This window comes from Caballeronia sp. SL2Y3, from assembly GCF_022879575.1.
GTDB lineage: Bacteria > Pseudomonadota > Gammaproteobacteria > Burkholderiales > Burkholderiaceae > Caballeronia.
Genome location: NZ_CP084261.1, coordinates 567,255 through 589,383 on the forward strand (window position 1 = coordinate 567,255; position 22,129 = coordinate 589,383).

General features: G+C 65.8%; 23 protein-coding genes. 14 read left to right on the forward strand and 9 right to left on the reverse strand.

Annotated elements, in window-relative coordinates; all coding sequences use genetic code 11:
- Window positions 1–11 precede the first annotated feature (11 nt).
- The 4 genes from LDZ26_RS15895 to LDZ26_RS15910 are packed head-to-tail and all read left to right on the forward strand — an operon-like array spanning window position 12 to window position 2,972.
- On the forward strand, window positions 12–1,109 hold the full coding sequence (locus LDZ26_RS15895) for a cobalt-precorrin-5B (C(1))-methyltransferase (RefSeq protein WP_244850105.1): 1,098 nt from the start codon (window positions 12–14) through the stop codon (window positions 1,107–1,109).
- Window positions 1,106–1,834, forward strand: coding sequence for a cobalt-precorrin-6A reductase (locus LDZ26_RS15900; protein ID WP_244850106.1), 729 nt, complete (start codon window positions 1,106–1,108; stop codon window positions 1,832–1,834). The genes LDZ26_RS15895 and LDZ26_RS15900 overlap by 4 nt, the downstream gene beginning before the upstream one ends.
- Before the next feature lies 1 nt (window position 1,835).
- Window positions 1,836–2,561 carry a precorrin-4 C(11)-methyltransferase gene (cobM, locus tag LDZ26_RS15905; protein ID WP_244850107.1) on the forward strand — a complete coding sequence of 242 codons (726 nt, stop codon included), beginning with the start codon at window positions 1,836–1,838 and terminating at the stop codon, window positions 2,559–2,561.
- A gap of 6 nt (window positions 2,562–2,567) precedes the next feature.
- The gene (locus tag LDZ26_RS15910; protein ID WP_244850108.1) at window positions 2,568–2,972 is read left to right on the forward strand and encodes a DUF4186 domain-containing protein; all 405 of its coding nucleotides are present in this window, start codon (window positions 2,568–2,570) and stop codon (window positions 2,970–2,972) included.
- A gap of 3 nt (window positions 2,973–2,975) precedes the next feature.
- Here LDZ26_RS15910 and LDZ26_RS15915 read toward each other — a convergent pair whose 3' ends face one another.
- Window positions 2,976–3,743, reverse strand: coding sequence for a TerC family protein (locus tag LDZ26_RS15915; protein WP_244850109.1), 768 nt, complete (start codon window positions 3,741–3,743; stop codon window positions 2,976–2,978).
- Window positions 3,744–4,024: 281 nt separating this feature from the next.
- Here LDZ26_RS15915 and LDZ26_RS15920 point away from each other — a divergent pair, with 281 nt between their 5' ends.
- Window positions 4,025–5,173, forward strand: coding sequence for an OpgC domain-containing protein (locus LDZ26_RS15920; RefSeq protein ID WP_244850110.1), 1,149 nt, complete (start codon window positions 4,025–4,027; stop codon window positions 5,171–5,173).
- Between the two features lie 145 nt (window positions 5,174–5,318).
- On the forward strand, window positions 5,319–5,492 hold the full coding sequence (locus LDZ26_RS15925; protein ID WP_244816255.1) for a DUF1328 domain-containing protein: 174 nt from the start codon (window positions 5,319–5,321) through the stop codon (window positions 5,490–5,492).
- A 38-nt stretch (window positions 5,493–5,530) separates the two neighbouring features.
- On the opposite strand, the gene eutC is transcribed toward LDZ26_RS15925, so the two are convergent.
- Together eutC and LDZ26_RS15935 are read right to left on the reverse strand one after the other, a co-directional pair.
- Entirely contained in the window at window positions 5,531–6,328 is a 798-nt protein-coding gene (gene eutC / locus LDZ26_RS15930; RefSeq protein ID WP_244850111.1) for an ethanolamine ammonia-lyase subunit EutC, read from the reverse strand.
- Complete coding sequence (locus tag LDZ26_RS15935) at window positions 6,325–7,713, reverse strand: ethanolamine ammonia-lyase subunit EutB (RefSeq protein ID WP_244850112.1); 1,389 nt, start codon at window positions 7,711–7,713, stop codon at window positions 6,325–6,327. The genes eutC and LDZ26_RS15935 overlap by 4 nt, the downstream gene beginning before the upstream one ends.
- Before the next feature lie 143 nt (window positions 7,714–7,856).
- Between LDZ26_RS15935 and mnmH the strand changes: the two genes are divergently transcribed.
- Together mnmH and LDZ26_RS15945 are read left to right on the forward strand one after the other, a co-directional pair.
- The gene (gene mnmH, locus LDZ26_RS15940) at window positions 7,857–8,924 is read left to right on the forward strand and encodes a tRNA 2-selenouridine(34) synthase MnmH (protein WP_244850113.1); all 1,068 of its coding nucleotides are present in this window, start codon (window positions 7,857–7,859) and stop codon (window positions 8,922–8,924) included.
- 29 nt (window positions 8,925–8,953) lie between these two features.
- Window positions 8,954–10,003 (forward strand): permease, encoded by a 1,050-nt coding sequence (locus LDZ26_RS15945; protein ID WP_244850114.1) that lies wholly within the window; start codon window positions 8,954–8,956, stop codon window positions 10,001–10,003.
- Window positions 10,004–10,025: 22 nt separating this feature from the next.
- Here LDZ26_RS15945 and LDZ26_RS15950 read toward each other — a convergent pair whose 3' ends face one another.
- From LDZ26_RS15950 to LDZ26_RS15960, 3 genes are read right to left on the reverse strand one after another with little or no spacing between them, the layout of a single operon-like run.
- On the reverse strand, window positions 10,026–10,187 hold the full coding sequence (locus tag LDZ26_RS15950) for a hypothetical protein (protein ID WP_244850117.1): 162 nt from the start codon (window positions 10,185–10,187) through the stop codon (window positions 10,026–10,028).
- Window positions 10,165–11,166 carry a cytochrome d ubiquinol oxidase subunit II gene (cydB, locus tag LDZ26_RS15955; RefSeq protein ID WP_244850119.1) on the reverse strand — a complete coding sequence of 334 codons (1,002 nt, stop codon included), beginning with the start codon at window positions 11,164–11,166 and terminating at the stop codon, window positions 10,165–10,167. Before cydB ends, LDZ26_RS15950 begins: the two co-directional genes overlap by 23 nt.
- Before the next feature lie 2 nt (window positions 11,167–11,168).
- Window positions 11,169–12,575, reverse strand: a complete 1,407-nt coding sequence (locus tag LDZ26_RS15960; protein ID WP_244850121.1) for a cytochrome ubiquinol oxidase subunit I — start codon at window positions 12,573–12,575, stop codon at window positions 11,169–11,171.
- 405 nt (window positions 12,576–12,980) lie between these two features.
- Here LDZ26_RS15960 and LDZ26_RS15965 point away from each other — a divergent pair, with 405 nt between their 5' ends.
- On the forward strand, window positions 12,981–13,853 hold the full coding sequence (locus LDZ26_RS15965) for a neutral zinc metallopeptidase (protein WP_244850123.1): 873 nt from the start codon (window positions 12,981–12,983) through the stop codon (window positions 13,851–13,853).
- 210 nt (window positions 13,854–14,063) lie between these two features.
- On the opposite strand, the gene LDZ26_RS15970 is transcribed toward LDZ26_RS15965, so the two are convergent.
- Together LDZ26_RS15970 and LDZ26_RS15975 are read right to left on the reverse strand one after the other, a co-directional pair.
- A complete protein-coding gene (locus LDZ26_RS15970) occupies window positions 14,064–14,717 on the reverse strand; it encodes a DsbA family protein (protein WP_206468357.1) in 654 nt (217 codons plus the stop codon).
- A 91-nt stretch (window positions 14,718–14,808) separates the two neighbouring features.
- Complete coding sequence (locus LDZ26_RS15975; RefSeq protein ID WP_244850125.1) at window positions 14,809–16,149, reverse strand: FAD-binding oxidoreductase; 1,341 nt, start codon at window positions 16,147–16,149, stop codon at window positions 14,809–14,811.
- Between the two features lie 298 nt (window positions 16,150–16,447).
- Between LDZ26_RS15975 and LDZ26_RS15980 the strand changes: the two genes are divergently transcribed.
- The 5 genes from LDZ26_RS15980 (at window position 16,448) to LDZ26_RS16000 (ending at window position 20,540) form a co-directional block, all read left to right on the forward strand.
- Window positions 16,448–16,879: an OsmC family protein gene (locus tag LDZ26_RS15980; protein ID WP_175941681.1), complete on the forward strand. Its 432-nt coding sequence runs from the start codon at window positions 16,448–16,450 to the stop codon at window positions 16,877–16,879.
- A 159-nt stretch (window positions 16,880–17,038) separates the two neighbouring features.
- Window positions 17,039–18,133, forward strand: coding sequence for a calcium:proton antiporter (locus LDZ26_RS15985; RefSeq protein ID WP_244850129.1), 1,095 nt, complete (start codon window positions 17,039–17,041; stop codon window positions 18,131–18,133).
- Between the two features lie 115 nt (window positions 18,134–18,248).
- Window positions 18,249–19,058, forward strand: a complete 810-nt coding sequence (locus tag LDZ26_RS15990; RefSeq protein WP_244850131.1) for an ABC transporter substrate-binding protein — start codon at window positions 18,249–18,251, stop codon at window positions 19,056–19,058.
- 87 nt (window positions 19,059–19,145) lie between these two features.
- The gene (locus LDZ26_RS15995) at window positions 19,146–20,267 is read left to right on the forward strand and encodes a succinylglutamate desuccinylase/aspartoacylase family protein (protein WP_244850133.1); all 1,122 of its coding nucleotides are present in this window, start codon (window positions 19,146–19,148) and stop codon (window positions 20,265–20,267) included.
- Window positions 20,268–20,393: 126 nt separating this feature from the next.
- Window positions 20,394–20,540 (forward strand): hypothetical protein, encoded by a 147-nt coding sequence (locus LDZ26_RS16000; protein ID WP_175941675.1) that lies wholly within the window; start codon window positions 20,394–20,396, stop codon window positions 20,538–20,540.
- 100 nt (window positions 20,541–20,640) lie between these two features.
- Here the strand turns inward: LDZ26_RS16000 and LDZ26_RS16005 are convergent, their stop codons facing one another.
- Complete coding sequence (locus LDZ26_RS16005) at window positions 20,641–22,041, reverse strand: NCS2 family permease (RefSeq protein ID WP_244850135.1); 1,401 nt, start codon at window positions 22,039–22,041, stop codon at window positions 20,641–20,643.
- Window positions 22,042–22,129: the final 88 nt, after the last annotated feature.

Consider the following 22,129-nt stretch of genomic DNA (forward strand, 5'->3'; position numbering starts at 1 on the left):
CGCTCATCAACATGCGTGACGAGACACCGGAACAACCCGCGCCGCTCAGAAGCGGCTACACGACCGGAAGCTGCGCGACCGCGACGAGCCTCGCCGCCGCGCGTCTGTTGCTGACCGGGCAGGCGAGCGATCGCGCGGAGATCGTGTTGCCCAAGGGCCAGCGCGTCACGATGAAGCTCGAATTCTGCCGCGCGGTCGACGGCATGCGCGATGCGGCGGAAGCGGGCGTCATCAAGGATGCAGGCGACGATCCAGATGTGACGCACGGCGCGCTCGTGTTTGCGCGCGTGCGTCTCTCGGCGGATACGGGCGTGCGCTTTCACGCCGGACCGGGCGTGGGCACGGTGACGCGAGCGGGCCTCGCGCTTGCCATCGGCGATCCGGCCATCAACCCCGTGCCGCGCAAGATGATGACCGAGCATCTTCTCGCGCTCGCGCCACTCGCGGACTATGCGGGCGGCTTCGATGTGACGATAGGCGTCGAGCATGGCGAAGCGCTCGCGCAAAAGACGATGAACCCGCGGCTCGGCATCGTGGGCGGCTTGTCGATACTCGGCACCACGGGCATCGTCCGGCCGTTTTCGTGTTCGGCGTATATCGCCTCGATTCATCAGGGCATCGACGTGGCGCGCGCGAACGGCGTGCGGCATATCGCGGCCTGCACCGGCAATCAGAGCGAAGACGCGATGCGCGCGCGCTACGGCTTGCCGGATATCGCGTTGATCCAAATGGGCGACTTCGCGGGCGCGGTGCTCAAGCATCTGCGTCGCGCGCCGGTCGAGAAGCTTAGTCTGTGCGGCGGCTTCGGCAAACTCAGCAAGCTCGCGGCGGGACACATGGATCTACATAGCCGCAGCTCCAGCATCGACTTGCCGTTGTTGGCCTGCTGGGCTGCGGAGGCGGGCGCGAGCGGGGCGCTACAGTCGGCCATCCGCGCGGCGAATACGAGTCAGGAAGCGCTGAAGCTGGCGCGCGCCGAAGGCATCGCGCTGGGCGACCTCGTCTGCGCGCGCGCGCGCGACGTGGCGCTCGATACCGTGCCGAGCGGCGTGATCGTCGAGACGTTTGCAATCGACAGGCAAGGCGTGATCGTCGGGAGCGCCGCATGACGCGCGCGTTGCTGTTGGGCGGCACGGGCGACGCGCTCGCCATCGCGCGCAACATGGGCGCGCCGCACGTCTACAGTCTCGCGGGACTTGCTCGCGTGCCGACGGATCTCGCCTGTGCCGTGCGCGTGGGCGGCTTCGGCGGCGTGGCGGGTCTCGTCGATTATCTGCATGCTGAGCGGATCACGCTCGTCATCGACGCCACGCATCCATATGCCGCGCAAATGAGCCGCCATGCGCGCGAAGCCTGCACGCTGGCGGATGTGCCGCTCTGGGCCGTGCGCCGGGCCGCATGGCAGCCGCAGCCCGGCGACGACTGGCGCGATGCGGCTGACTGGCGCGGCATCGTCGAGCGCATCGCGCCGTTTCGCCGGCCGCTGTTCACGCTCGGACGCGAGCCGCTCAAGCATCTCGACGAGATCCCCGCGTCGCAGCACTGGACCATTCGCTGTCTCGGCGCGCATGAAGGAACGGCGCGCGCCAGCATTCTCGATGCGCGAGGTCCGTTCGTTATCGACGGCGAGCGCGCATTGTTCGACGCCGCGCGCATCGATGTCGTCATCAGCAAGAACAGCGGCGGCAAGGCGACCGAGGCGAAGCTCGCGGCGGCGCGTGAACGGCACTTACCCGTGGTGATGCTCGCGCGGCCGACGCTGCCCGAAGCAGACCGCGAATTCGACGACCCCGCGAGCGCGCTTCATGCGCTGCTTGCTCTCGACTCTCACTGACATGACGGTCTATTTCATCGGCGCGGGACCGGGCGATCCGGAACTCATCACCGTCAAGGGGCAAAGGCTGATTCGCGCGTGCCCCGTGATTCTGTATGCGGGATCGCTCGTGCCGGAAGGCGTGCTCGAAGGGCATCGGGCGCATCGCGTCGTGAATACGGCGGAACTCGATCTCGATGCCATCGTCGCGTTGTTGCAGCAAGCGCACGTGAATGGCGAGGATGTCGCGCGCGTGCATTCGGGCGATCCGTCGCTGTACGGCGCGATTGGCGAGCAGATTCGTCGCATGGAAATGGTAGGGATTCCTTACGAAGTCGTGCCGGGCGTGACGGCGACGGCGGCATCGGCGGCGGCGCTCGGGCGCGAACTGACGCTGCCGGGCATCTCGCAGACGGTGATTCTCACGCGCTATGCGGCGAAAACGTCGATGCCGCCCGGTGAATCGCTCGCGGACCTCGCGCGTCATCGCGCGACGCTCGCCATTCATCTCGGCGTGCGGCATATCGAGCGGATCGTCGCGGATCTGCTGCCGCATTACGGCGAGGACTGTCCGGTTGCGGTGATCTTCCGCGCAAGCTGGCCGGACGAAGAACGCGTGCAGGGCACGCTCGTCGATATCGCGCAGAAAGTGCGTGCATCGGGCATGGAGCGCACGGCGCTGATTCTCGTCGGCCGCGTGCTCGACGCTCGCGATTTCGCCGATTCGACGCTCTACGCGAAAGACTGAGCGTCCATGCGCGATCTCGACGCCGTGTTCGATGCGCTCGCGAAATCCGCGTTTCGCCGGCGATTCGCGCTCGGCGTGCGCGAAGGCCGCTATGTGCGCGAGCGCGGCGTGGAAACGGTGGTCGCGCAGGCGCATGAACTGATCGCAAAACGGCTCGCGCCCCAGGCGCCGCTCAACGACGGCAAGCAGACGCCGTTTCGCGGGCATCCCGTGTTTATCGCGCAGCATGCGACGGCGACGTGCTGCCGGACCTGTCTCGCCAAATGGCACGGCATCGCGGCGGGAAAAGTGCTCGACGATGCCGAGCGCCAGCATGTGGTCGATGCCATCGAGCGATGGCTGCGCGCGCAGCCTATGCCGCCTGCCGCTGAGACAACCGAGGACAACCCGCAGCGCGAGTTGCCCTTCTGACGCTCAATGCGGCCTCTGCTCGCGCGGCCCCGCAACGCGGCGTTTGCTGGTCGCGCGGCGCGCCAGCATGTTCAGTCCTTCGACCAGCGCGGAGAACGCCATCGCGGCATAGATGTAGCCCTTCGGTACGTGGGTGCCGAAGCCTTCCGCGATCAGCGTCATGCCGATCACGAGCAAAAAGCCGAGCGCGAGCATCACGATGGTCGGATTGCGTTCGATGAAGCGCGAGAGCGGCCCCGCCGCGAACAGCATCACGGAAACCGCCGCGATGACCGCGACGAACATGATCGGGATGTGCTCCGTCATGCCGACCGCAGTCACGATGCTGTCGATGGAAAACACGAGATCGAGCAGCAAAATCTGGCCGATGGCCGACAACGGCGTGAGCCGCGCGCCGGATGCGGGCCCGGCGTGATCGTCGGCGTCGTGCGTGACATGATGATGGATCTCGCTCGTGGCTTTCCACACGAGGAACACGCCGCCGGCGATCAGGATCAGATCGCGCCACGAGAAGCCGTGGCCGAACGCCTCGAAGATCGGCGCGGTGAGCCGCACGATCAGCGCGACGGTGCCGAGCAGGCCGAGCCGCATCACGAGCGCGAGCCCGATGCCGATGCGCTGCGTGCGCGCCCGGTGCTCGGCCGGCAGCTTGTTGGTCAGGATGGAGATGAAGATCAGATTGTCGATGCCGAGCACGACCTCCATCACGACGAGCGTCGCGAGGGCCGCCCAGGCGGCGGGGTCGGTGAGGAGGGCGGCAATGTAGTCCATGCGATGCGTTTTCCTGGAAGGGCGAGAGGCGTGATCTTAGCCCGCGAAGCGGTATAGTGAAAGGTATTTGAAACCTTGGCCGCAGCTTGGTTCCTTGAAACGTCGCGCTGGCGGCAAGTTGGCCGCGAATTACCGACAAATACCGAACTAAGGCCGAAAAGTCCTCCTGTTCCGATGATGCGCCGCAACGAATACGGGTAAACTCCGATGCTTCGATGCGGCCGCTGTCGAGCCGCTCTCCGTCCACCTCCTGCACTCTGCAGCACACACGGTCACGCCGCATGTCCGGACAATCCCAACGCCTCGTCGAGCTCGACTTCTTCCGGGGGCTCGTGCTCTTGATCATCGTCGTCGATCATATCGGCGGCAGCGTGCTGTCCCACTTCACGTTGCACGCGTTTGCGCTGAACGACGCCGCCGAAGTCTTCGTGTTTCTGGGCGGCTTCGCCACTGCGACTGCTTACGCGTCGCTGGCTCAGCGCCGGTCGGAGCGCGCCGCGGGGCTGCGCTTCGTGCGGCGGGCGTTCGAGATCTACCGCGCGTTTCTGATCACCGCCGCGCTGATGCTCGTCGCCACCTTCCTGCTGCGACCGTTCTATGGTCACGCGCCGAATCTCGTCCTGCACGACCTCGACACGCTGACGGCGGCACCGGTGACGTCGATTGCCCAGATTCTGACGTTCGAGCGCCAGCCGTATCTCGCCGCCGTCCTGCCGATGTACGCGCTCTTCGCGCTGGCGGTGCCGCTCGTGTTGCCGCTCGCGCGCACGAAGCCGTGGGTGCTGCTGGGCCTGAGTCTCGCGCTGTGGTCGTTGGCGCCCGGCATCGGCGAATATATGCCGTCCGTCGACGATAACCTCTGGGACTTCAATCCCGCCGCCTGGCAACTCATGTTCACGCTCGGGGTGCTGGCGCGCTGCCAGCCGGTCTATCAGCGCGTGGCGTCGCACCGCTTCGGCTGGGCGATCAGCGCCGCCGCGCTCGCGGTGATCGTCGGCATGGCGTACTACAAGCTGCTCGTGCTGCCGCCCGTGCTCGACAGCGCGTTCAAGCGCGACCTGGCGGGCGCGCGCGTCGTCAATTTTCTCGCGATTGCCTGGATAGCGACCAACCTCGCGCGATACGGCGTCGTGAAGGCGGTCGCAAACCGATTGCCGTGGATCGGAGCGGTAGGGCGCGACGGCATGGTGTGCTTCGTCGCGGGCGCGGTGATTTCGCTCGTGGTCGATTCGATTCTCTTTACGCTGACGGACGGACTCGTGAACGTGCCGGCCGGGCTGGTCGGGGACGCGGTTGCCGTCATGGCGCTGCTTTCGGTGCCGCGTTTGCGCCAGCCGGTGGCGAACTGGCTCGGCAAGCGCACGCGCGTTCCTGCGGCAAGCGCAGCCGTTGTTGCAGCGGGGGAGAATCCGGCGCGCGGCGTGCGGTGAATCCGGCGATAGGGCACCGTCTTTTGGCGGTGCTTTTTTATCGGCGCACTTCGCAACTAACGGTCTTCAGCGTGGACTGCCAACAATCTGGCGAGGCACGAGGCTTGCAGGAGGCGTGCGTATCTACAACAAAAAAGGTTCGTCCATGCTCAAGCTCGCTATTCTCTTTGCAATCATCTCGGTCATCGCCGGCTTCTTCGGTTTCGGACGCGTGTCGTCGGGTGCGGCTGGTATCGCGAAGATTTGCTTCTTCATCTTCCTCGTGCTGTTCGTGATCTTCCTGGTCGTCGCGATTTCGGCTGGGTCGCTCGTGCTTTGACGGGGCTACTTATCGGTAGCGACGAGCGTCGCTCGGCGTTAGCCCTCGATCCGCCCCGCGCCCGCAGGCGGCGCCAGCGCACCGCTGTGATCTTTCAATCCGACGCCCGTTAGCCCGAGCCGCCGCGCTTCCTTAAGTAGCCAGTGCAGCTTGAACCCGGCGGCATCGTAGCCGAGTCCTTCGGGGCGCACGTTGGAGATGCAATTGCGCTGGGCGTCCATCCGTCCGACGCGTGGCTCGTAAGTGACGTAAAGCCCAAGGCTGTCGGGCGAACTGAGGCCCGGCCGCTCGCCGATCATCACTACGACGATCCGCGCCCGCAAAAGCTCACCGATGCGGTCGCCCAGCGCGACGCGCGCCTGCGTCGCGATGACGACGGGGCCGACGTTCCAGCCGTCGAGCATGGCGCGCAGCCCGGACAACAACGGCGCGGCGTGGCGTTGGGCAGCGAAAGCGGACAGGCCGTCGGCGGCGACGAACACGACATCGGGCGCATCGCCGTGCTCGGCTTCGTATGCGGCGAGGCGCGCGGCGCTGGCGTCGTCGAGCATACGGCCCAGGTCAGGGCGACGCAGATAATGCTCGCGATCCGGCGCGGCGCTCGCGACTTCGAGCGTCGCAAAGCCGGCTGCGCGCAGCGCTTCGCCGAGCGATGCGGTGTCGAGCGGCTGATGCACGGCGTCGCGCGCCTGCGCGTGCGCCAGTTGAAACGCGAGAAGGGGCGCCGTCGGCAGGCTGTTGCCCGCGCGTCCGAGCGCAATCCGCGCGTTCGTGAACCGCCTGAGCGCGTCCCAAGGGTCCGCGTCGACCGGGCTTGGCGTGGCGTCGTCGGTCATGAGTCGATCCAGTCGAGAAGCGGTTGCCGCACTGCGCCCGATGAATGCGGAAGCAGCGCGCCGTGCGCATCCGTGACCCGCATTCGCGCGAGCCACGCCTCGAACTCCGGCGCGCGCTTCAGATTCAGCACGCGGCGCACGTACAACGCGTCGTGGAACGACGTGCTCTGATAGTTGAGCATCACGTCGTCCGCGCCGGGCACGCCCATGATGAAATTGACGTTCGCGACGCCGAGCAGCGTCAAAAGCGTGTCCATATCGTCCTGATCGGCCTGCGCGTGATTCGTGTAGCAGATGTCGCAGCCCATCGGCACGCCGAGCAGCTTGCCGCAGAAGTGATCTTCGAGTCCCGCGCGGATGATCTGCCGCCCGTCGTACAGATATTCAGGGCCGATGAAGCCGACCACCGTATTCGTCAGAAGCGGCCGGAAGTGTCGCGCGACCGCGTAGGCGCGCGCTTCGCACGTCTGCTGGTCGACGCCATGATGCGCGTTCGCGGAGAGCGCGCTGCCCTGACCGGTCTCGAAGTACATCACGTTGTCGCCGACGGTCCCGCGCGCGAGCGATTGCGCCGCGTCGTGCGCTTCGTGCAACAGCGCGAGCGACACGCCGAAGCTCGCGTTGGCGCGCTCGGTGCCCGCGATCGACTGAAACACGAGATCGACGGGCGCGCCGTGCTCGATCGCCGCGAGCGTGTTGGTCACGTGCGTGAGGACGCACGACTGCATCGGCACGTCGTAACGCTGGCGGAAGTCGTCCATCATCGTGAGCAGCGCGGCAATGTCCCCGGGCGAATCGGACGCTGGATTCACGCCGATTACGGCATCGCCGCAGCCGTAAAAGAGGCCGTCCAGGATGGAGGCGGCGATCCCTTTCGGATCGTCCGTCGGATGATTCGGCTGGAGGCGCACCGACAACCGGCCCGGCAACCCGATGGTCGTCCGAAAGCGCGTGACGACAGGGCGCTTTCTCGCGGCGAGAATCAGATCCTGATTGCGCATGAGCTTGGAGACGGCGGCGGCCATTTCGGGTGTCAGGCCCATTTGCACGGCTTCGAGTGCGGCGGTGTCGGTCGCATCGGACAGCAGCCATTCGCGCAATTCGCCGACGGTCAGATGCGCGATGCGGGCGAACGCGGCGGCGTCGTGCGTATCGACGATCAGCCGCGTCACTTCGTCCGTCTCATAGGGGATGAGCGGCTCGTCGAGGAATGCGCGCAACGGCAGGTCGGCGAGCGCCATCTTCGCGGCGACGCGCTCCTCTTCGGTGGCCGCCGCGACGCCCGCGAGTTCGTCGCCCGACCGCTGCGGGCTCGCGCGGGCGAGCAGCGTTTTGAGGTCGTCGAAACGGTAGCGCCGCACGCCGATAGTTGCCTGATAGCCCATCGATTCTCCTGCCCGCCTGACCGGATTCGCGATGCCCTTACTGTAACCGGATCGCGGCGCGCGCAAAAATCCGCCGCAAAACCGAATTTGCTGCCCGTGCGATAATTTCGGGCTTCGCCGCCGCCGAATTGCGCTCAAATTCCGTGAAAAACCTGCTCGTTTCAATGGACCGTCTTCAGGATTTCGATGAAATCGTCGATGTCCGCACGCCGCTCGAATTTGCCGAGGACCACATTCCGGGCGCGATCAACGCGCCGGTGCTCGAAAACGAGGAGCGCGTGATCGTCGGCACCATGTACAAGCAGGTGTCGCCGTTCGAAGCCACGCGCGTCGGCGCGGCCATGGTCGCGCGCAACATCGCCCGTCATCTGGACACGATCTTCGCGGATCGCCCGCGCAACTGGCGGCCGCTCATCTACTGCTGGCGCGGCGGCAAGCGCTCCGGCTCCATGACGACGTGGCTGAACATGATCGGCTGGCAGGCGCGGCAGCTCGATGGCGGCTACAAGAGCTACCGGCGCGACGTGCTGGAGAGGCTCACGGCGTTGCCGGCGCAATTCCGCTTTATCGCGTTGATCGGCCACACGGGCAGCGGCAAAACCCGGCTCTTGCACGCGCTGGCGCGGGCGGGCGCTCAGGTGCTGGACCTCGAGGGGCTCGCGGCGCATCGCGGCTCGCTGCTCGGCGCGCTGCCGGGGCACGCGCAGCCGTCGCAGAAGGCATTCGATTCCGCGCTCGTCCATGCGCTGCGCGGCTTCGATCCGGCCAAACCCGTTTTCATCGAGGCGGAAGGCCGGCGCATCGGTTCGATCTCGACGCCCGACTCGCTGCTCGACAGCCTGCACGCGGCCGCCTGCGTGGAAGTCGAAGCGCGCCGCGAGGACCGCATCGCGTTTCTGTTGCAGGACTACGCGCATCTTTTCGACGAACCGGCGTTCTTCAAGGCGCAGTTGGCGAAGCTCGTCGCGCTGCATAGCCGCGAGCGTGTGGAGCACTGGCATCGGCTGATCGACGAAGGCGAGCGCGCTGCGCTGTTCGCCGAGCTGATCGACCGCCATTACGATCCGGCGTACGGCCGCAGCAGCCGGGCGCTCTACACGCAGTTGCCGCACGCGGCGCATATGCTGTTTCGTCCGAACGACGCCGACAGCGTCGATCAGGCCAAGGCGCTGCTAGCGCAGTTGTCCGACACGACCGCTGCGCTCGGCTGATTTTCTTTCTTCCGATTCGACCAAAGAATATGACCACGCTTCGACAACCCCGCGTCGCGCTCGGCTGGCTGGTGTTCCTGCTGATCGCCGTGGCGGGCCTTTTCTACGTCAAATGGTTTCCGTACTACAACCGCGCGTTCGTCGCGGCAAGTCAGCATTCCATCGGCAAGTCGATTTTGATGGGCGCGTCCGCGAGCGCGCCGGAGCCGTCGTGGCAGGCGGCGCTCGATTACGCGATGGCCTACGGCAAGGCCATCTGGCAGGCGATGGTGCTTGGCCTGTTGCTGGGCTCGGCGGTGCAGGCGCTGATTCCGCCGCAATGGGTCGCGCGCGCGCTCGGCCAGCATAGCTTCGGCAGCGTGATCAACGGCGGACTCATGTCCTTGCCCGGCATGATGTGCACGTGCTGCGCGGCGCCGGTCGTCGCCGGCCTGCGTGCGCGTCAGGCGGCGCCGGGCGCGGCGATCGCGTTCTGGCTCGGCAACACGGTCCTGAATCCGGCCGCGCTCGTGTTCATGGGCTTCGTGCTCGGCTGGCAGTGGACCGGTTTGCGTCTCGTGCTCGGCGTGTTGATGGTGTTCGGTCTCGGCTACGCGGTGAACCGCATGGTGACGCCCGCGCAGGCGGCGGCATCGCGCGAGGCGCTCGCGAAGCTGATCGAAGAAGACGAGCCGGGCACTGCGTTCTCGCGCTGGATCAAGATTCTCGGGCGCATGACGCTGCGGCTCGTGCCCGAGTACATCGTGCTGGTGCTGCTGCTCGGCGCGGCGCGGGCGTGGCTCTTTCCGCATATCGGGCCGGATATCGGTAACGGCGCGCTGTGGATCGTCGCGTTCGCGGTGGCGGGCACGCTGTTCGTCATTCCGACGGCGGGCGAAGTGCCCATCATCCAGGCGATGCTGTCGCTCGGCATGGCGGCGGGTCCGGCGGGCGCACTGCTGTTGACGCTGCCGCCGGTGAGCGTGCCGTCGATGGCCATGCTCGCCCGCTCGTTTCCGCCGAAAGTGCTGGCGTTCGTGGCGGGGGCAGTGGTGGCGTTCGGGGTTGTCGCGGGCACGATTGCGGCGGCGTTTTTCTGACGTCCGCCGCAAGTAGCGCGGTTCAATGAATCGCCGTCCCGAGCCGAATCAACAGCTTGAACGGCAGCGCGAGCAGCATCGCGCCGCCGACGCCCGCCATCCACAGCGCGACGAACCAGAACAGCTTCGTCGCACGCGTCATTGCAGCCGCGCCGCCGCGCTCAGTGGTAGTGATGTTCGCCATGACGCACCTTTCCTCTGAATACCCAATAGCCCAGCGTCGTGTACGCGATGATGACCGGCAGAATCACCGCCGCGCCGACAATCGTGAATAGCTGGCTCGACCGCGGCGAGGCCGCATCCCAGATCGACACGCCCGGGAAAATATCGTGCGGCGAGATGCTCGCGACCAAGCCCGCGTAACCGAGCACCACGAACCCGAGCGCCACGGCAAACGGCCGCTTTTCGTGGCGCGATGCAATCGATCGACGCATTGCCCAGGCGCATGCCACGACCAACGCAGGCACCGGCAGCATCCGATAGAAAAGCGGCGAGTCGAACCAGCGCGACGCGATGCTCGCATCGAGCAACGGCGTCCATACGCTGACGACGGCAATCGTCGCGAGTTGCAGCAGCGTCAGCGGCCACACGACTCGGTACATGCGCCGCTGCAAGTCGCCCTCGGTTTTCGCGATCAGCCAGCACGCGCCCAGCAGCGCATACGTGACGACGAGCGCGCCGCCCGTGAACATCGAAAACGGCGTGAACCAGCCGAACGCATCGCCGGCAAAGCGGCCGTCCGCGACCGGAATGCCGTCGAGGAACGCGCCCAGCGCCACGCCCTGAAAGAACGTCGCGCCCGCCGAACCGCCGATGAACGCCAGATCCCACATCGGCTTGGTGCGGGACGCCTTCGCGCGAATCTCGAACGACACGCCCCGGAAAATCAGGCACACGAGCATGAGCACGAGCGGCAGATAGAGCGCCGAGAGCACGGTGGAATAGACCATCGGGAACGCGGCGAACAGGCCCGCGCCGCCAAGCACGAGCCACGTCTCATTGCCGTCCCAGACGGGCGCGACGGTGTTCATCATCACGTCGCGGTCGTGCTGGTCCGGGAAGAACGGAAAGAGAATGCCGATGCCGAGGTCGAAGCCGTCGAGCACCACGTACATCAGAAGACCGAGCGCGATGATCGCGGCCCAGGCGAGTGTGAGGTCCATAGTCATGCTCCTTCGATGGACTGATTGGGCAACGAAAGCGGGCGGCGCGCGGTTCCCGCTGACGAAGCCGGCGCGTGCGGCGTCTCGCCCGGCAGCGCGGGACCGTGGCGCAGCAGCTTCAACAGGTAGTAGATGCCCGTGCCGAAGACGATCGTGTAGACGACCACGAACGCGAGCAGCGACACGCCCACCTGCTGCGCGGTGACGGGCGAGACGGCATCGGCGGTGCGCATCACGCCATAGACCACCCACGGCTGACGGCCGGCTTCGGTCGTGACCCAGCCCGCGAGCAGCGTGATGAAGCCGGTCGGGCCCATAAAGAGCGCGAAGCGATGAAACCAGCGCGCGTCGAACAGCTTGCGCTTGCGATGCAGCAGCCACCCGGCGACCGACATCACGATCATCAATACGCCGAGGCCCGCCATCACGCGAAAGCTCCAGAACACGATGGTCGAGTTGGGGCGCTCATCCTTCGGGAACGACTTCAGGCCGCGAATTTCGCCGTTCCAGCTGTGCGTGAGGATCAGGCTGCCGAGATGCGGAATCTGGACCGCGTACTTGGTCGTTTCGGCCTGCATGTCCGGAATGCCGAACACGTTGAGCGCCGTGCCGCCTTTCTCGGTGTCCCAGATGCCTTCTATCGCCGCGATCTTCGCCGGCTGATATTCGCGCGTGTTGAGACCGTGCGCGTCGCCGACGAGCGCCTGAATCGGCGTCAGCGCGAGCAGCAGCCACAGCGCCATCGAAAACGTCTTCTTGATCGCCGGATCGCGCCGGCCTTTCAGCAGATGCCATGCGCCCGTTGCCGCGACGACGAGCGCCGCCACGATGAACGCGGCAATCGCCATGTGCGCGAGCCGATACGGGAACGAAGGGTTGAAGATGATCGCGAACCAGTCGACCGGCACGACGTGATCGCCTTCGATGCGAAAGCCTTGCGGCGTCTGCATCCAGCTATTCGAAGCGAGAATCCAGAACGTGGAGATGAGCGTGCCGATGGCGACCATCAGCGTCGCGCCGAAGTGCGCCTTCGGGCCGACCTTGTTCCATCCGAACAGCATGATGCCGAGGAAGCCCGCTTCGAGGAAAAAGGCGGTCATCACTTCGTACGTCAGCAGCGGGCCGGTGACGGGACCGGCGAAGCTGGAGAAGCCGCCCCAGTTGGTGCCGAATTCGTACGCCATGACGACGCCCGACACCACGCCCATGCCGAATGCGACTGCGAAGACCTTCGACCAGAAAAGGCACAGTTCCTTGTAGACCGGTTTGCCGGTTTTGAGCCATGCGCCTTCGAGCACGGCGATAAAGCTCGCGAGCCCGATGGACAGCGCCGGAAAGATGATGTGAAACGATACGGTGAACGCGAACTGTATCCGCGCCAGATCGAGTGCTTCAGGAGTCGATTGCATGATGACGTCTGCTACGTTGCGTGTCTTGGCCAAGCCGGCCAGGTTTTGATTTGCGTTGATAACGAGGCAGAGCGTAGCGCCGAATCGCGCGACGTGTTGCGCTGCGTCAGCGACACGTGCTTGCGCGCAAATGCCGCAGATTCGGCGCAGTGACGCGTCTATATGCTTGATAAGGCGGGGTTTTCGAGACGGCGGGCGCTAGAGGCATGACCGACGCGAGCACGCATTGTCGCGACAATCGACCGCACTGCATCACGCGTTTTTAGCGACATTGGGCAATGCGTTCGCGTCGAAATAAGCGGACGAACTTTGACGGACGCGCCGCGCAGAGGAGAGCGCCGGCGCGGGTACGATAATCGCTTTCATGAGCAGCGCGCGACGCGCCAACTAAACGGAGAAAGCAACATGCGCCTCGATGATGAAGCGGAAAGTCAGAACGTCGAAGACCGGCGCGGATCGGGAGGGTTCAGCATTGGCGGCGGCTCGATCGGGATCGGGACGATCGTCATCGCGCTGGCGGCGTCGTACTTTTTCGGCATCAATCCGATGACGATCATCAACGGCGCGCAAGTCCTTCACGGCAATGCGCCGCAACGCCAGGCCGCGCCGAGCGACGCGGCGCCCGCCAATGATCCGGGGGCGGTCTTCGTGCGCCGCGTCCTCGGCAATACGGAACGCACGTGGGAGCACATCTTCCGCACGCAGTTCAATCAGGACTATCCGGCGCCGAAGCTGGTGCTGTTCTCAGGCGGCACGCAGACGGCGTGCGGCATGGGGCAGGCGGCGATGGGGCCGTTTTACTGCCCGGCCGACCGCAACGTCTACATCGATTTGTCGTTCTACCGCGAATTGCGCGACCGTTTCGGCGCGGGCGGCGACTTCGCTCAGGCTTATGTGATCGCGCACGAGGTGGGGCATCACGTGCAAAACGTCCTCGGCATCTCGGACAAGGTCGACCAGGCGCGTGCGCGGATGTCGCGCGAGCAGGCGAATGCGTTGTCAGTGCGCGTCGAGTTGCAGGCGGACTGCTTTGCAGGCGTGTGGGCGGCCGTGGCCCAGCGGGACAATGCGAAGCTCATCGAACCGGGCGACTTCGAGCAAGGCTTGAACGCGGCCGGCGCGATCGGGGATGATCGCTTGCAGCAGGAGACGCAAGGGCGCGTGGTGCCGGAAGCGTTCACGCACGGGACGAGCGCGCAGCGGCAGCGGTGGCTGCGGCGAGGGATGTCGACGGGGGATGTTAGGCAGTGCGATACGTTTTCGGCGCAGGGGTTGTAGGGCGGACCGAGTTTATGCGCATAACGTCGAGCGGGGAAGAGACCGCTCGACACATCCGCATTAGTGCGCCACGTCGGCGCGGCGCAATCCGGCGACGCGGGCATCGCGTACGGACTCGAATTCGAAGCGCTGGAACCGTCGCAGCGTATCGCGCTGAAGTCGTTGATGGCGGAGCACCACTGCTAGCCGATCTGCAGCGAGCGTATCGGTTCAGCTGCCGGGAAAGCCGTCAGGAAACAGCCGCTCGATAGCCGCTTCGAAATGCTGGACTGGCGCGGCGCCGCGCAGAGCGATGGGCGGCGGCGGCTCTTTCCCGGGTGCCGGCTCGCGCGACAGCACCGCGAAAGGAACACCGGTCACGCCGATCTTCTTAGCGAATTCTTCGTCTTCGACGACGAGATCGGTGTACGTGCCTTCATCGAGCGCTTCTTCCAGCAGTTCCGGATCGACGCCACAGGTCGCGGCGATGTCCAGCAGCGCGTCGGTGTCGCCGATATCGATTCCTTCCTCGAAGTACGCCTTGAAAATCGCGCGATGCACAACATCGTAGCGGCCGGACTCACGCGCGAAGAGCGCCGTCTCGAACGCCTTGCGGCTGCGCGGCGCGACGGGCGGCATGCGCATGAGCAGGGCGCGCTCGTCGGCGAGCGGGCGCACCGACTTCTCCCACGATTCCGCGATGTGTTCGCTATTCGGGTCGAGCAGCGGCGCGGGCTCCGGACGCAGCTCGAACGCGTGCCAGCGAATCTCGACCGCGTCCCCGTAGGCGTTGCGCAACTGGTCGAGCACCGGCGTTTCCAGATAACAGAACGGACAGACGAAGTCCGACCAGACGTCGATGAACAAAAGGGGCGTGGATGCCATGAAAGCCTCGAAACGAATGAAGTGCGGCGGCGTCGCCAGCGAATCCGGTATGTTAGCGCGTGCCGCCGCGCGCCGCGAAAGCGCCCGTTCGTCAGAAGCCGCCGTCGATCTCGATCTTGCTGCCGTCGAAGAACCGCGACAGACGGAACGCGTGCGGATCGAGGAGCGGCGCGTCGTTCGCGACGATATCGGCCATCAACTTGCCCGCGCCCGGTCCGATGCCGAAGCCGTGCCCCGAGAACCCGGTGCCGATGAAAAGCCCGGGCACGCGCTCGACGCCCGAGATGACGGGCACCGCATCGGGCGTCACGTCGATATAGCCGGCCCACGACTGCTCCACCGTCACATTCGCGAGCGAAGGGAAAATGGACCGAAACTCGACTAGCGCGGTTTCGTTGAAGGCTTCGACCGGCGCGGGGTCGAGCGTGCGCACGCGCTCGAAGACCGTCTCGCGGTCGAGCGGCCAGCGGCGCGGGCGGCGCAACTCCTCGAAAAAGCGCCCGTTGAAACCGAGCTTGATGGAACCGAGCTGGCTCTTGAGCGCGGGCAGGAACTTGCCGAAGAGACGAAAGCTGTCAGGCGTGATGTCGCTATAGCTGCGAAACGCGTTCGCAATCGAATAACCGCCGTCCAGCCGCTTGCGATAGCCGACCGACTGATTGCACGCGCTCACTTCCGGGCCGCCGCGCAGCGGCGCGGTGCGCACGACCGACGAGCGCACCATCAATTGCGGCACGTCGACGCCGAGATTGCCGGCGAAGAGCCGCGTCCACGCGCCGCCCGCGATCACCACGCTGTCGCAGCGAATCCGCCCGTGTTCCGTCACGACGCCGCTCACCGCGCCGCCGCTGGTTTCCACGCCGCGCACGGCGCAGGGCATCGCGATCTTGACGCCGCGCTCGCGCAGCGCGGCGGCCATGGCGGGCACGGCGCGTTGCGGTTCGGCGCGGCCGTCGCTCGGCGTGTAGATGCCGCCTGCGAAGCGCCGCGCCGCGCCCGGCATGAGCGCGGCGGTTTCTTCGGGCGACACGATGCGCGAATCGAGCGCGCCGCGTCCGACCTTCGCGACGGCGCGCGCGAGCCACGCTTCATGGTCGGCGAGGGCGTCGGCATCATCGGCGGCATACAAAATGCCGCATTCGCGATAGCCGCTGTCGATGCCCAGATCCGCGTCCATGCGACGCCACAGCTTCAGGCTTTCGAGGCTGAGTTCGAGCTCCCGCAAGTCGCGGTGCGTCGCGCGGCACCAGCCCCAGTTGCGGCTCGACTGCTCGCCCGCGACGTGGCCTTTCTCGCACACCGCGACCGAAAGCCCTTTCTCTGCGAGAAAGCGCGCGGTGCTGATGCCGATCACGCCGCCGCCCACGACGACCACATCGACGCGCTCGGGAATCGCAACATCTTCGGCAATGCGTTCGGTCGGCGGTCCCATGTTAGGCCGCTCCCCGGGTCGCGGCGCGTCGTGCGAGTGGAATCATGTATTAAGCATGCAGAGAGTTGAACGAGCCCACGCATCCTAAGTGAATCGGCGGTGCTTCGCCATCTGGACAAAAGTCGTGCGGCAGCGCGCTTCCTGCGCCGCGAGCACCGATCCGCTACGATGGACCCGACGCTTCGCGCAGTGCTTCGGCGCGAAGCGTTCATCGACAAGCGTCTCGATGACCGCGCGCCGCGTGCGCCCGGTCGAACCCATGGCAATGAATAGGCAACCATCTTCACGGAGAACTCTCGTGCAAAAGACTGCATCGGCTAAATGGAGCGGCGGCATCAAGGACGGCAAGGGTTTCATCTCGACGCAAACCGGCGTGCTCAACGAAGCGCCGTATGGATTCAAGTCGCGCTTCGAGGAAGGTCCGGGCACGAACCCGGAAGAACTGATCGGCGCGGCGCACGCCGGCTGTTTCACGATGGCGCTTTCGCTGCAGCTCGAACAGGCGGGCATGAAGGCGGAAAGCCTCGAAACGAAGTCGACGGTCACGCTGGAAAAAGACGGCGAAGGCTTCACGATCACGTCCTGCCAGCTCGACTTGAAGGCGAAGATTCCCGGCGCGGACAAGGCCGCGTTCGACAAGGCCGCTCAGGCGGCGAAAGAAGGCTGCCCGGTGTCGAAACTCTTCGCCGGCAACGCGAAGATCACGCTGAACGCCGAACTCGAGTCGTAATTCGCCATCGAACGGCATATCGCGGACGGCTCAGGCCGTCCGTTTTGTTGTGTGCGCGCTATTGCGCTTTGTCGTCGGCGCGCTGTGCGCCCGCTATCATGCCGATGGTTCGTCGCCGCAGGCCGACCATCCCATTCACCCGATCAGCCCGGAGCGCCGATGAAACTCAAGCTCGACTGGACCCTCGTTGCGCCGATTCTCGCGCTCGTCGTGCTCGGCGCGGCCGCGCTCATTCACGGCGCCGTGCTGACCGCGCTGGCGGCGGTCGCGCTGGCGTTCGCCGTGTTCGCGGCGGTGCATCACGCCGAGGTGGTCGCGCATCGCGTCGGGGAGCCATTCGGCACGCTGGTGCTCGCGGTGGCGGTGACGGTGATCGAAGTGGCGCTGATCGTCTCCGTGATGCTGTCCGGCGGTCCGGAGAAGGCGGCATTGCCGCGCGATACGGTGTTCGCCGCGATCATGATCTGCGGCAACGGCATCGTCGGGCTGTGCCTGCTGATGGGCGGCCTGCGGCATCACGTGCAGGACTTCCAGCTGCAAGGCGCGAGCGCCGCGCTCGCCATTCTCTGCGCGCTCTCCGTACTGACGCTCGTGCTGCCGAACTTCACGAGCACGGTGGTCGGCCCCGCGCTTTCGACGTCGCAACTCATTTTCGTCGGCGTGGTGTCGCTCGTGCTGTACATGATGTTCGTGTTCGTGCAGACCATCCGCCATCGCGACTACTTTCTGCCTTTCGCGCCGAAGGCCGCTACTTCGCCGGATGCCGCCGACGACGGCCCGCACGCGCCGCCGCCGACGAAGGCGCAAGCGTGGATCGCGCTTGCGTTTCTGATGCTGTCGCTCGTCGCGGTGGTCGGGCTCGCCAAGCTGCTGTCGCCGGCCGTCGAGGCAGGCGTCGCGGCGGCGGGCGCGCCCGAGGCGGTCGTCGGCGTCGTGATCGCCGCGCTCGTGCTGCTTCCCGAAGGCTTTGCTGCGTTGCGCGCCGCGCGGCTCGACCGCTTGCAGACGAGCCTCAACCTTGCCCTCGGCTCGGCGCTCGCCAGCATCGGATTGACGATTCCGGCGGTGGCGGTCGTGTCGATCGCCATTGGCCAGCCGATCGCGCTCGGCCTCGCGCCGAAGGAAATCACGATGCTCGCGCTGACGCTCGTCGTCTCCGTCATCACGCTCGGCACGGGCCGCTCGACGGTGCTGCAAGGCGTCGTGCATCTCGTGATGTTCGCGGCGTTTCTGTTCCTTTCTGTCGTGCCGTGACGCATCGCGTTTGCTACCATTCAGGGTTTTCCCGAAAGGGGCCACCGCGCGCCGCGTGTTTCGAAGTAGAGGAACGCAGCGCGCCAGCAATCACCGCAAGTCTCGAAGGATTGGAATGTCGCAGAAGAAGTTCGTCAGCAAGTCCGCATCGTTCGCTCTGCGCGCGATGCTCGCCGCACTCGCCATCACCTCGTTCTCCGCACACGCGAAGGACATCACGCAAATCCGCTTCGCCGTGGATCCGTCGTACCCGCCGTTCGAATCGAAGCAGCCTGACGGCAAGCTCGTCGGGTTCGATATCGATCTCGGCAACGCCTTGTGCGCGCAGATGAAGGTCAAGTGCGTCTGGGTCGAGAATAATTTCGACGGCATGATTCCCGGCCTGAAGGCGCGCAAGTTCGACGCCGTGCTCTCCGACATGGGCGTCACCGAAGAACGCCTGAAGCAGATCGACTTCACCCAGCCGCTTTACGACACGCACGCGCAACTCGTCGCGCGCGCCGGCTCGGGCATTCTGCCGACGCCGCTGGCGCTCAAGGGCAAGCGCGTCGGCGTCGAGCAGGGCACCGTGCAGGAACGCTACGCGAAGGCGAAGTGGGAACCGCAAGGCGTGACGGTCGTCGCGTACGGCGATCAGGAACAGGTCGAAGGCGACCTCGTCGCGGGCCGTATCGACGCCATGTTCACGGATGCGGCGCAGGCGGCCATCGGCTTTCTGAAGAAGCCGCAGGGCAAGCCGTTCGCGCTCGTCGGGCCGATCGTCGAGGACAAGGCGCTCATCGGTCCGGGCACGGCCATCGGCCTGCGCAAGGGCGACGCCGATCTGCAGAAGGGCCTGAATCAGGCGTTCGACGCGATCAAGAAGGACGGCACGTTCAAGCGCATCATGGCGAAGTACTTCGCGACCGACGTTTCCATTCAGTAAGCGCGCAAGGGTCGCGCATCCGGTCGAAAGGCATCGCTCGCGGTGCCTTTTGCTTTTTTCAGGCGGCAGTGTCGAAGGTCAGGCGCAATGCAGATTCACGATCATCCGCTCGTCGGCGCCGCGCTCGGCACCCGGCGCGCGATCAGGAGCTATTCGTTCGGACCGGCAGACGACGCCGTGCCGAAGGTCTACATTCAGGCATCGCTGCACGCCGACGAGTTGCCCGGCATGGTGGTCGCGTGGATGCTCAAGCGCCGCTTCGCCGAGCTGGAAGCCGCGGGCACGCTCAACGCGCGGATCGTGCTCGTGCCGGTGGCGAATCCCGCCGGGCTGAATCAGCATTGGTTCGGCACGCACATGGGCCGCTTCGACATGCAGTCGGGACACGACTTCAACCGGCGCTTTCCCGATCCCGGCCCGGCGCTGGCGATGCAACTCGAAGGCCGCCTGACCGACGACGCCGCGCGCAACGCAGACCTGATCCGCGCCGCGTTGCGCCGCCATTTCGCCGCGAGCGAAGGCGCGACGGAACTGGAGTCGCAACGCATCGCGCTGTTGCGTCTTGCCTGCGACGCGCATCTCGTCATCGACCTGCATTGCGACTGGGAAGCCGTCGCGCATCTGTACACGACGCCGGATGCGTGGGCCGACATCGAGCCGCTCGCGCGCTTTATCGGCAGCGAGGCGCAGTTGCTGGCGGACGTGTCGGGCGGCGAGCCGTTCGACGAAGCATGCACGTCGGCGTGGCGTTTTTTGCGCGATGCGTTCGGCGCGCGTTTCCCTATTCCGACCGGCGTCACGCCGGTCACGCTCGAACTGCGCGGCGTGCGCGATGTGTCGCACGAGACGGCGGCGCACGACGCGCAAGCGATCGTCGATTATCTGACGCACGCGGGCTTTGTCGCGGGCCGCGCGCCCGAGCCGCCGCCGCTCCGCCATCCCGCGACGCCGCTTGCCGGCTGCGAGTACCTTCACGCGCCGGCATCGGGCGTGATCCTGCATCGGCGCGAAATCGGCGAGCGGGTGCGTGCCGGCGAGACGATCGCCGACATCCTCGATCCGCTCGAAGACCGGCTCGTACCGCTCGTCGCGCAAACGGAAGGCGTGCTATACGCGCGCCACTGGACGCGCTTCGCGACGACGGGAATGCTCGTCGCGCGGATCGCGGGCAATGGACCGGCGCGTCGCGGCGAACTGCTGGCGAAGTGATGAATCGGAAAATGCGACCGGCAGACGGACGAGGGACGGTGTAGCTTTTTTGAGAATTGGTTGCAATGCAGCATGAAAAGCGTATAGTTAGGGTTATCCCCTAGCTACTTACCCTGAGAGCTTTCCATGAAAACCACCGCTCAACAATCTGTGCTCGTTTCGTTCGGTTCGTGGATGCGCGCGGCGAAGGCTGCGGTGCGTCGCGAGTGGAATCGCGCGCTGCAATTGCATCTGCAGAACTGCGAAATCCTCGTCGAAGCGTATCGCAAGTAAGTCCGAGTCCGCCTCGGCCTGACGCCCGGTCAAGCGCATCAGCATTGGGCAAAGCCCCGGAAGCGAACGCTTCTGGGGCTTTGTCGTTTCAAGGCACCGTTCAGATTGCCCAGCCGCCGAGATAGAACACCGCGAGCGCCGCTGCGATCGCCACCGTTCCCACGTTCAGCTTGCGGATCTCGCCCGCGACCACGCGCCCGATCACCAGCGTGCAGAAGCCGAGCATGATGCCGGTCACGATGTTCGCCGTCAGCACGATAAACACCGCGCAGACGAGTCCCGACATCGTGTCCACCGTGTCGTCCATGTGCAGCTTCGCGACGTTGCCGAGCATCAGCAAGCCGACGTACATGAGCGCGGGCGCCGTCGCGTAAGAGGGCACCAGGCTCGCGAGCGGCGAGAGGAACATCACCGCGAGAAAGAGCGCCCCGACGACGCTCGCCGCGAGACCCGTTTTCGCGCCCGCCGCCACGCCGACCGACGATTCGATATACGCCGCCGCCGGCGCGCCGCCGAAACATGCCGAGAAAATCGAGCTGATGGAATCCGCCGTCAGCGCGCGACCGCCGTTCACGATGCGTCCGTTCGCGTCGATCTGGCCCGCCTGGCCCGCGACCGCGCGGATCGTGCCGGTGGCGTCGAATACCGCGGTCATCACGAGGGCGAGCACGCTCGGCAGCACGGCCATCGACAGCGCGCCTTTGATGTCCATCGCGCCGATCAGCGACGCATGACCCGGCGCGGACAGCGACGGCAACGCGAACACGCCATGAAAGCGCACGGCCGGATCGATCACGAGGCCGATCGCCGAGAGCCCGATCACCACCAGCAAAATGCCGCCCGGCACGCGCCGGCGCTCCAGACCGAAGATGGCCGCGAGCCCGGCCACGGACATCAAGACCGGCAGCGCCGTGATGTGACCGAGCGAGACCGGCATGCCCGGCGCGGGATTCTTCACGATCAGACCGACATCGTTGGAGGCGATCAGAAGCAGAAACAGCCCGATGCCGATGCCCGTGCCATGCGCGACGCCCGTCGGGAGATTGCGCAAGATCCAGGAGCGCACGCCAGTCACGGAGATCGCGGTGAACACGACACCCATCAGGAACACCGCGCCGAGCGCGATGGCGGGCGAGAGCCCCTTGCCGAGCACGAGGCCGAACGCGGTGAACGCCGTCAACGAAATGGCGCAGCCGATGGCGATCGGCAGGCGCGCCCACACGCCCATCAGCAGCGAGCCGAACGCGGTGGTGAGGCACACGGCGACGAATACCGCGCTGGTATCGAAGCCCGCCTTGCCGAGCATGCCGGGCACGACGAACACGGAATAGACCATCGCGAGAAAGGTCGTGACGCCGGCCACGACTTCGCGTTTGGGCGTGCTGCCGGCGCGCGAAATGCCGAAGTAGCGGTCGAGCACGCCGCCGCTGGCCGTCTGAACATCCTGTTCCCGATTGACGGGCGTGATATCGCCAAGCTGCTGGGCGGGGGATTCCAACATGAGCTGCTCCTTTATCAGCACGCTGAAACGAATGCCCGTGCGCGCGTCGATGCGCACTGCGGTTCCGTCGTCAGGGTCGTCTCGTATG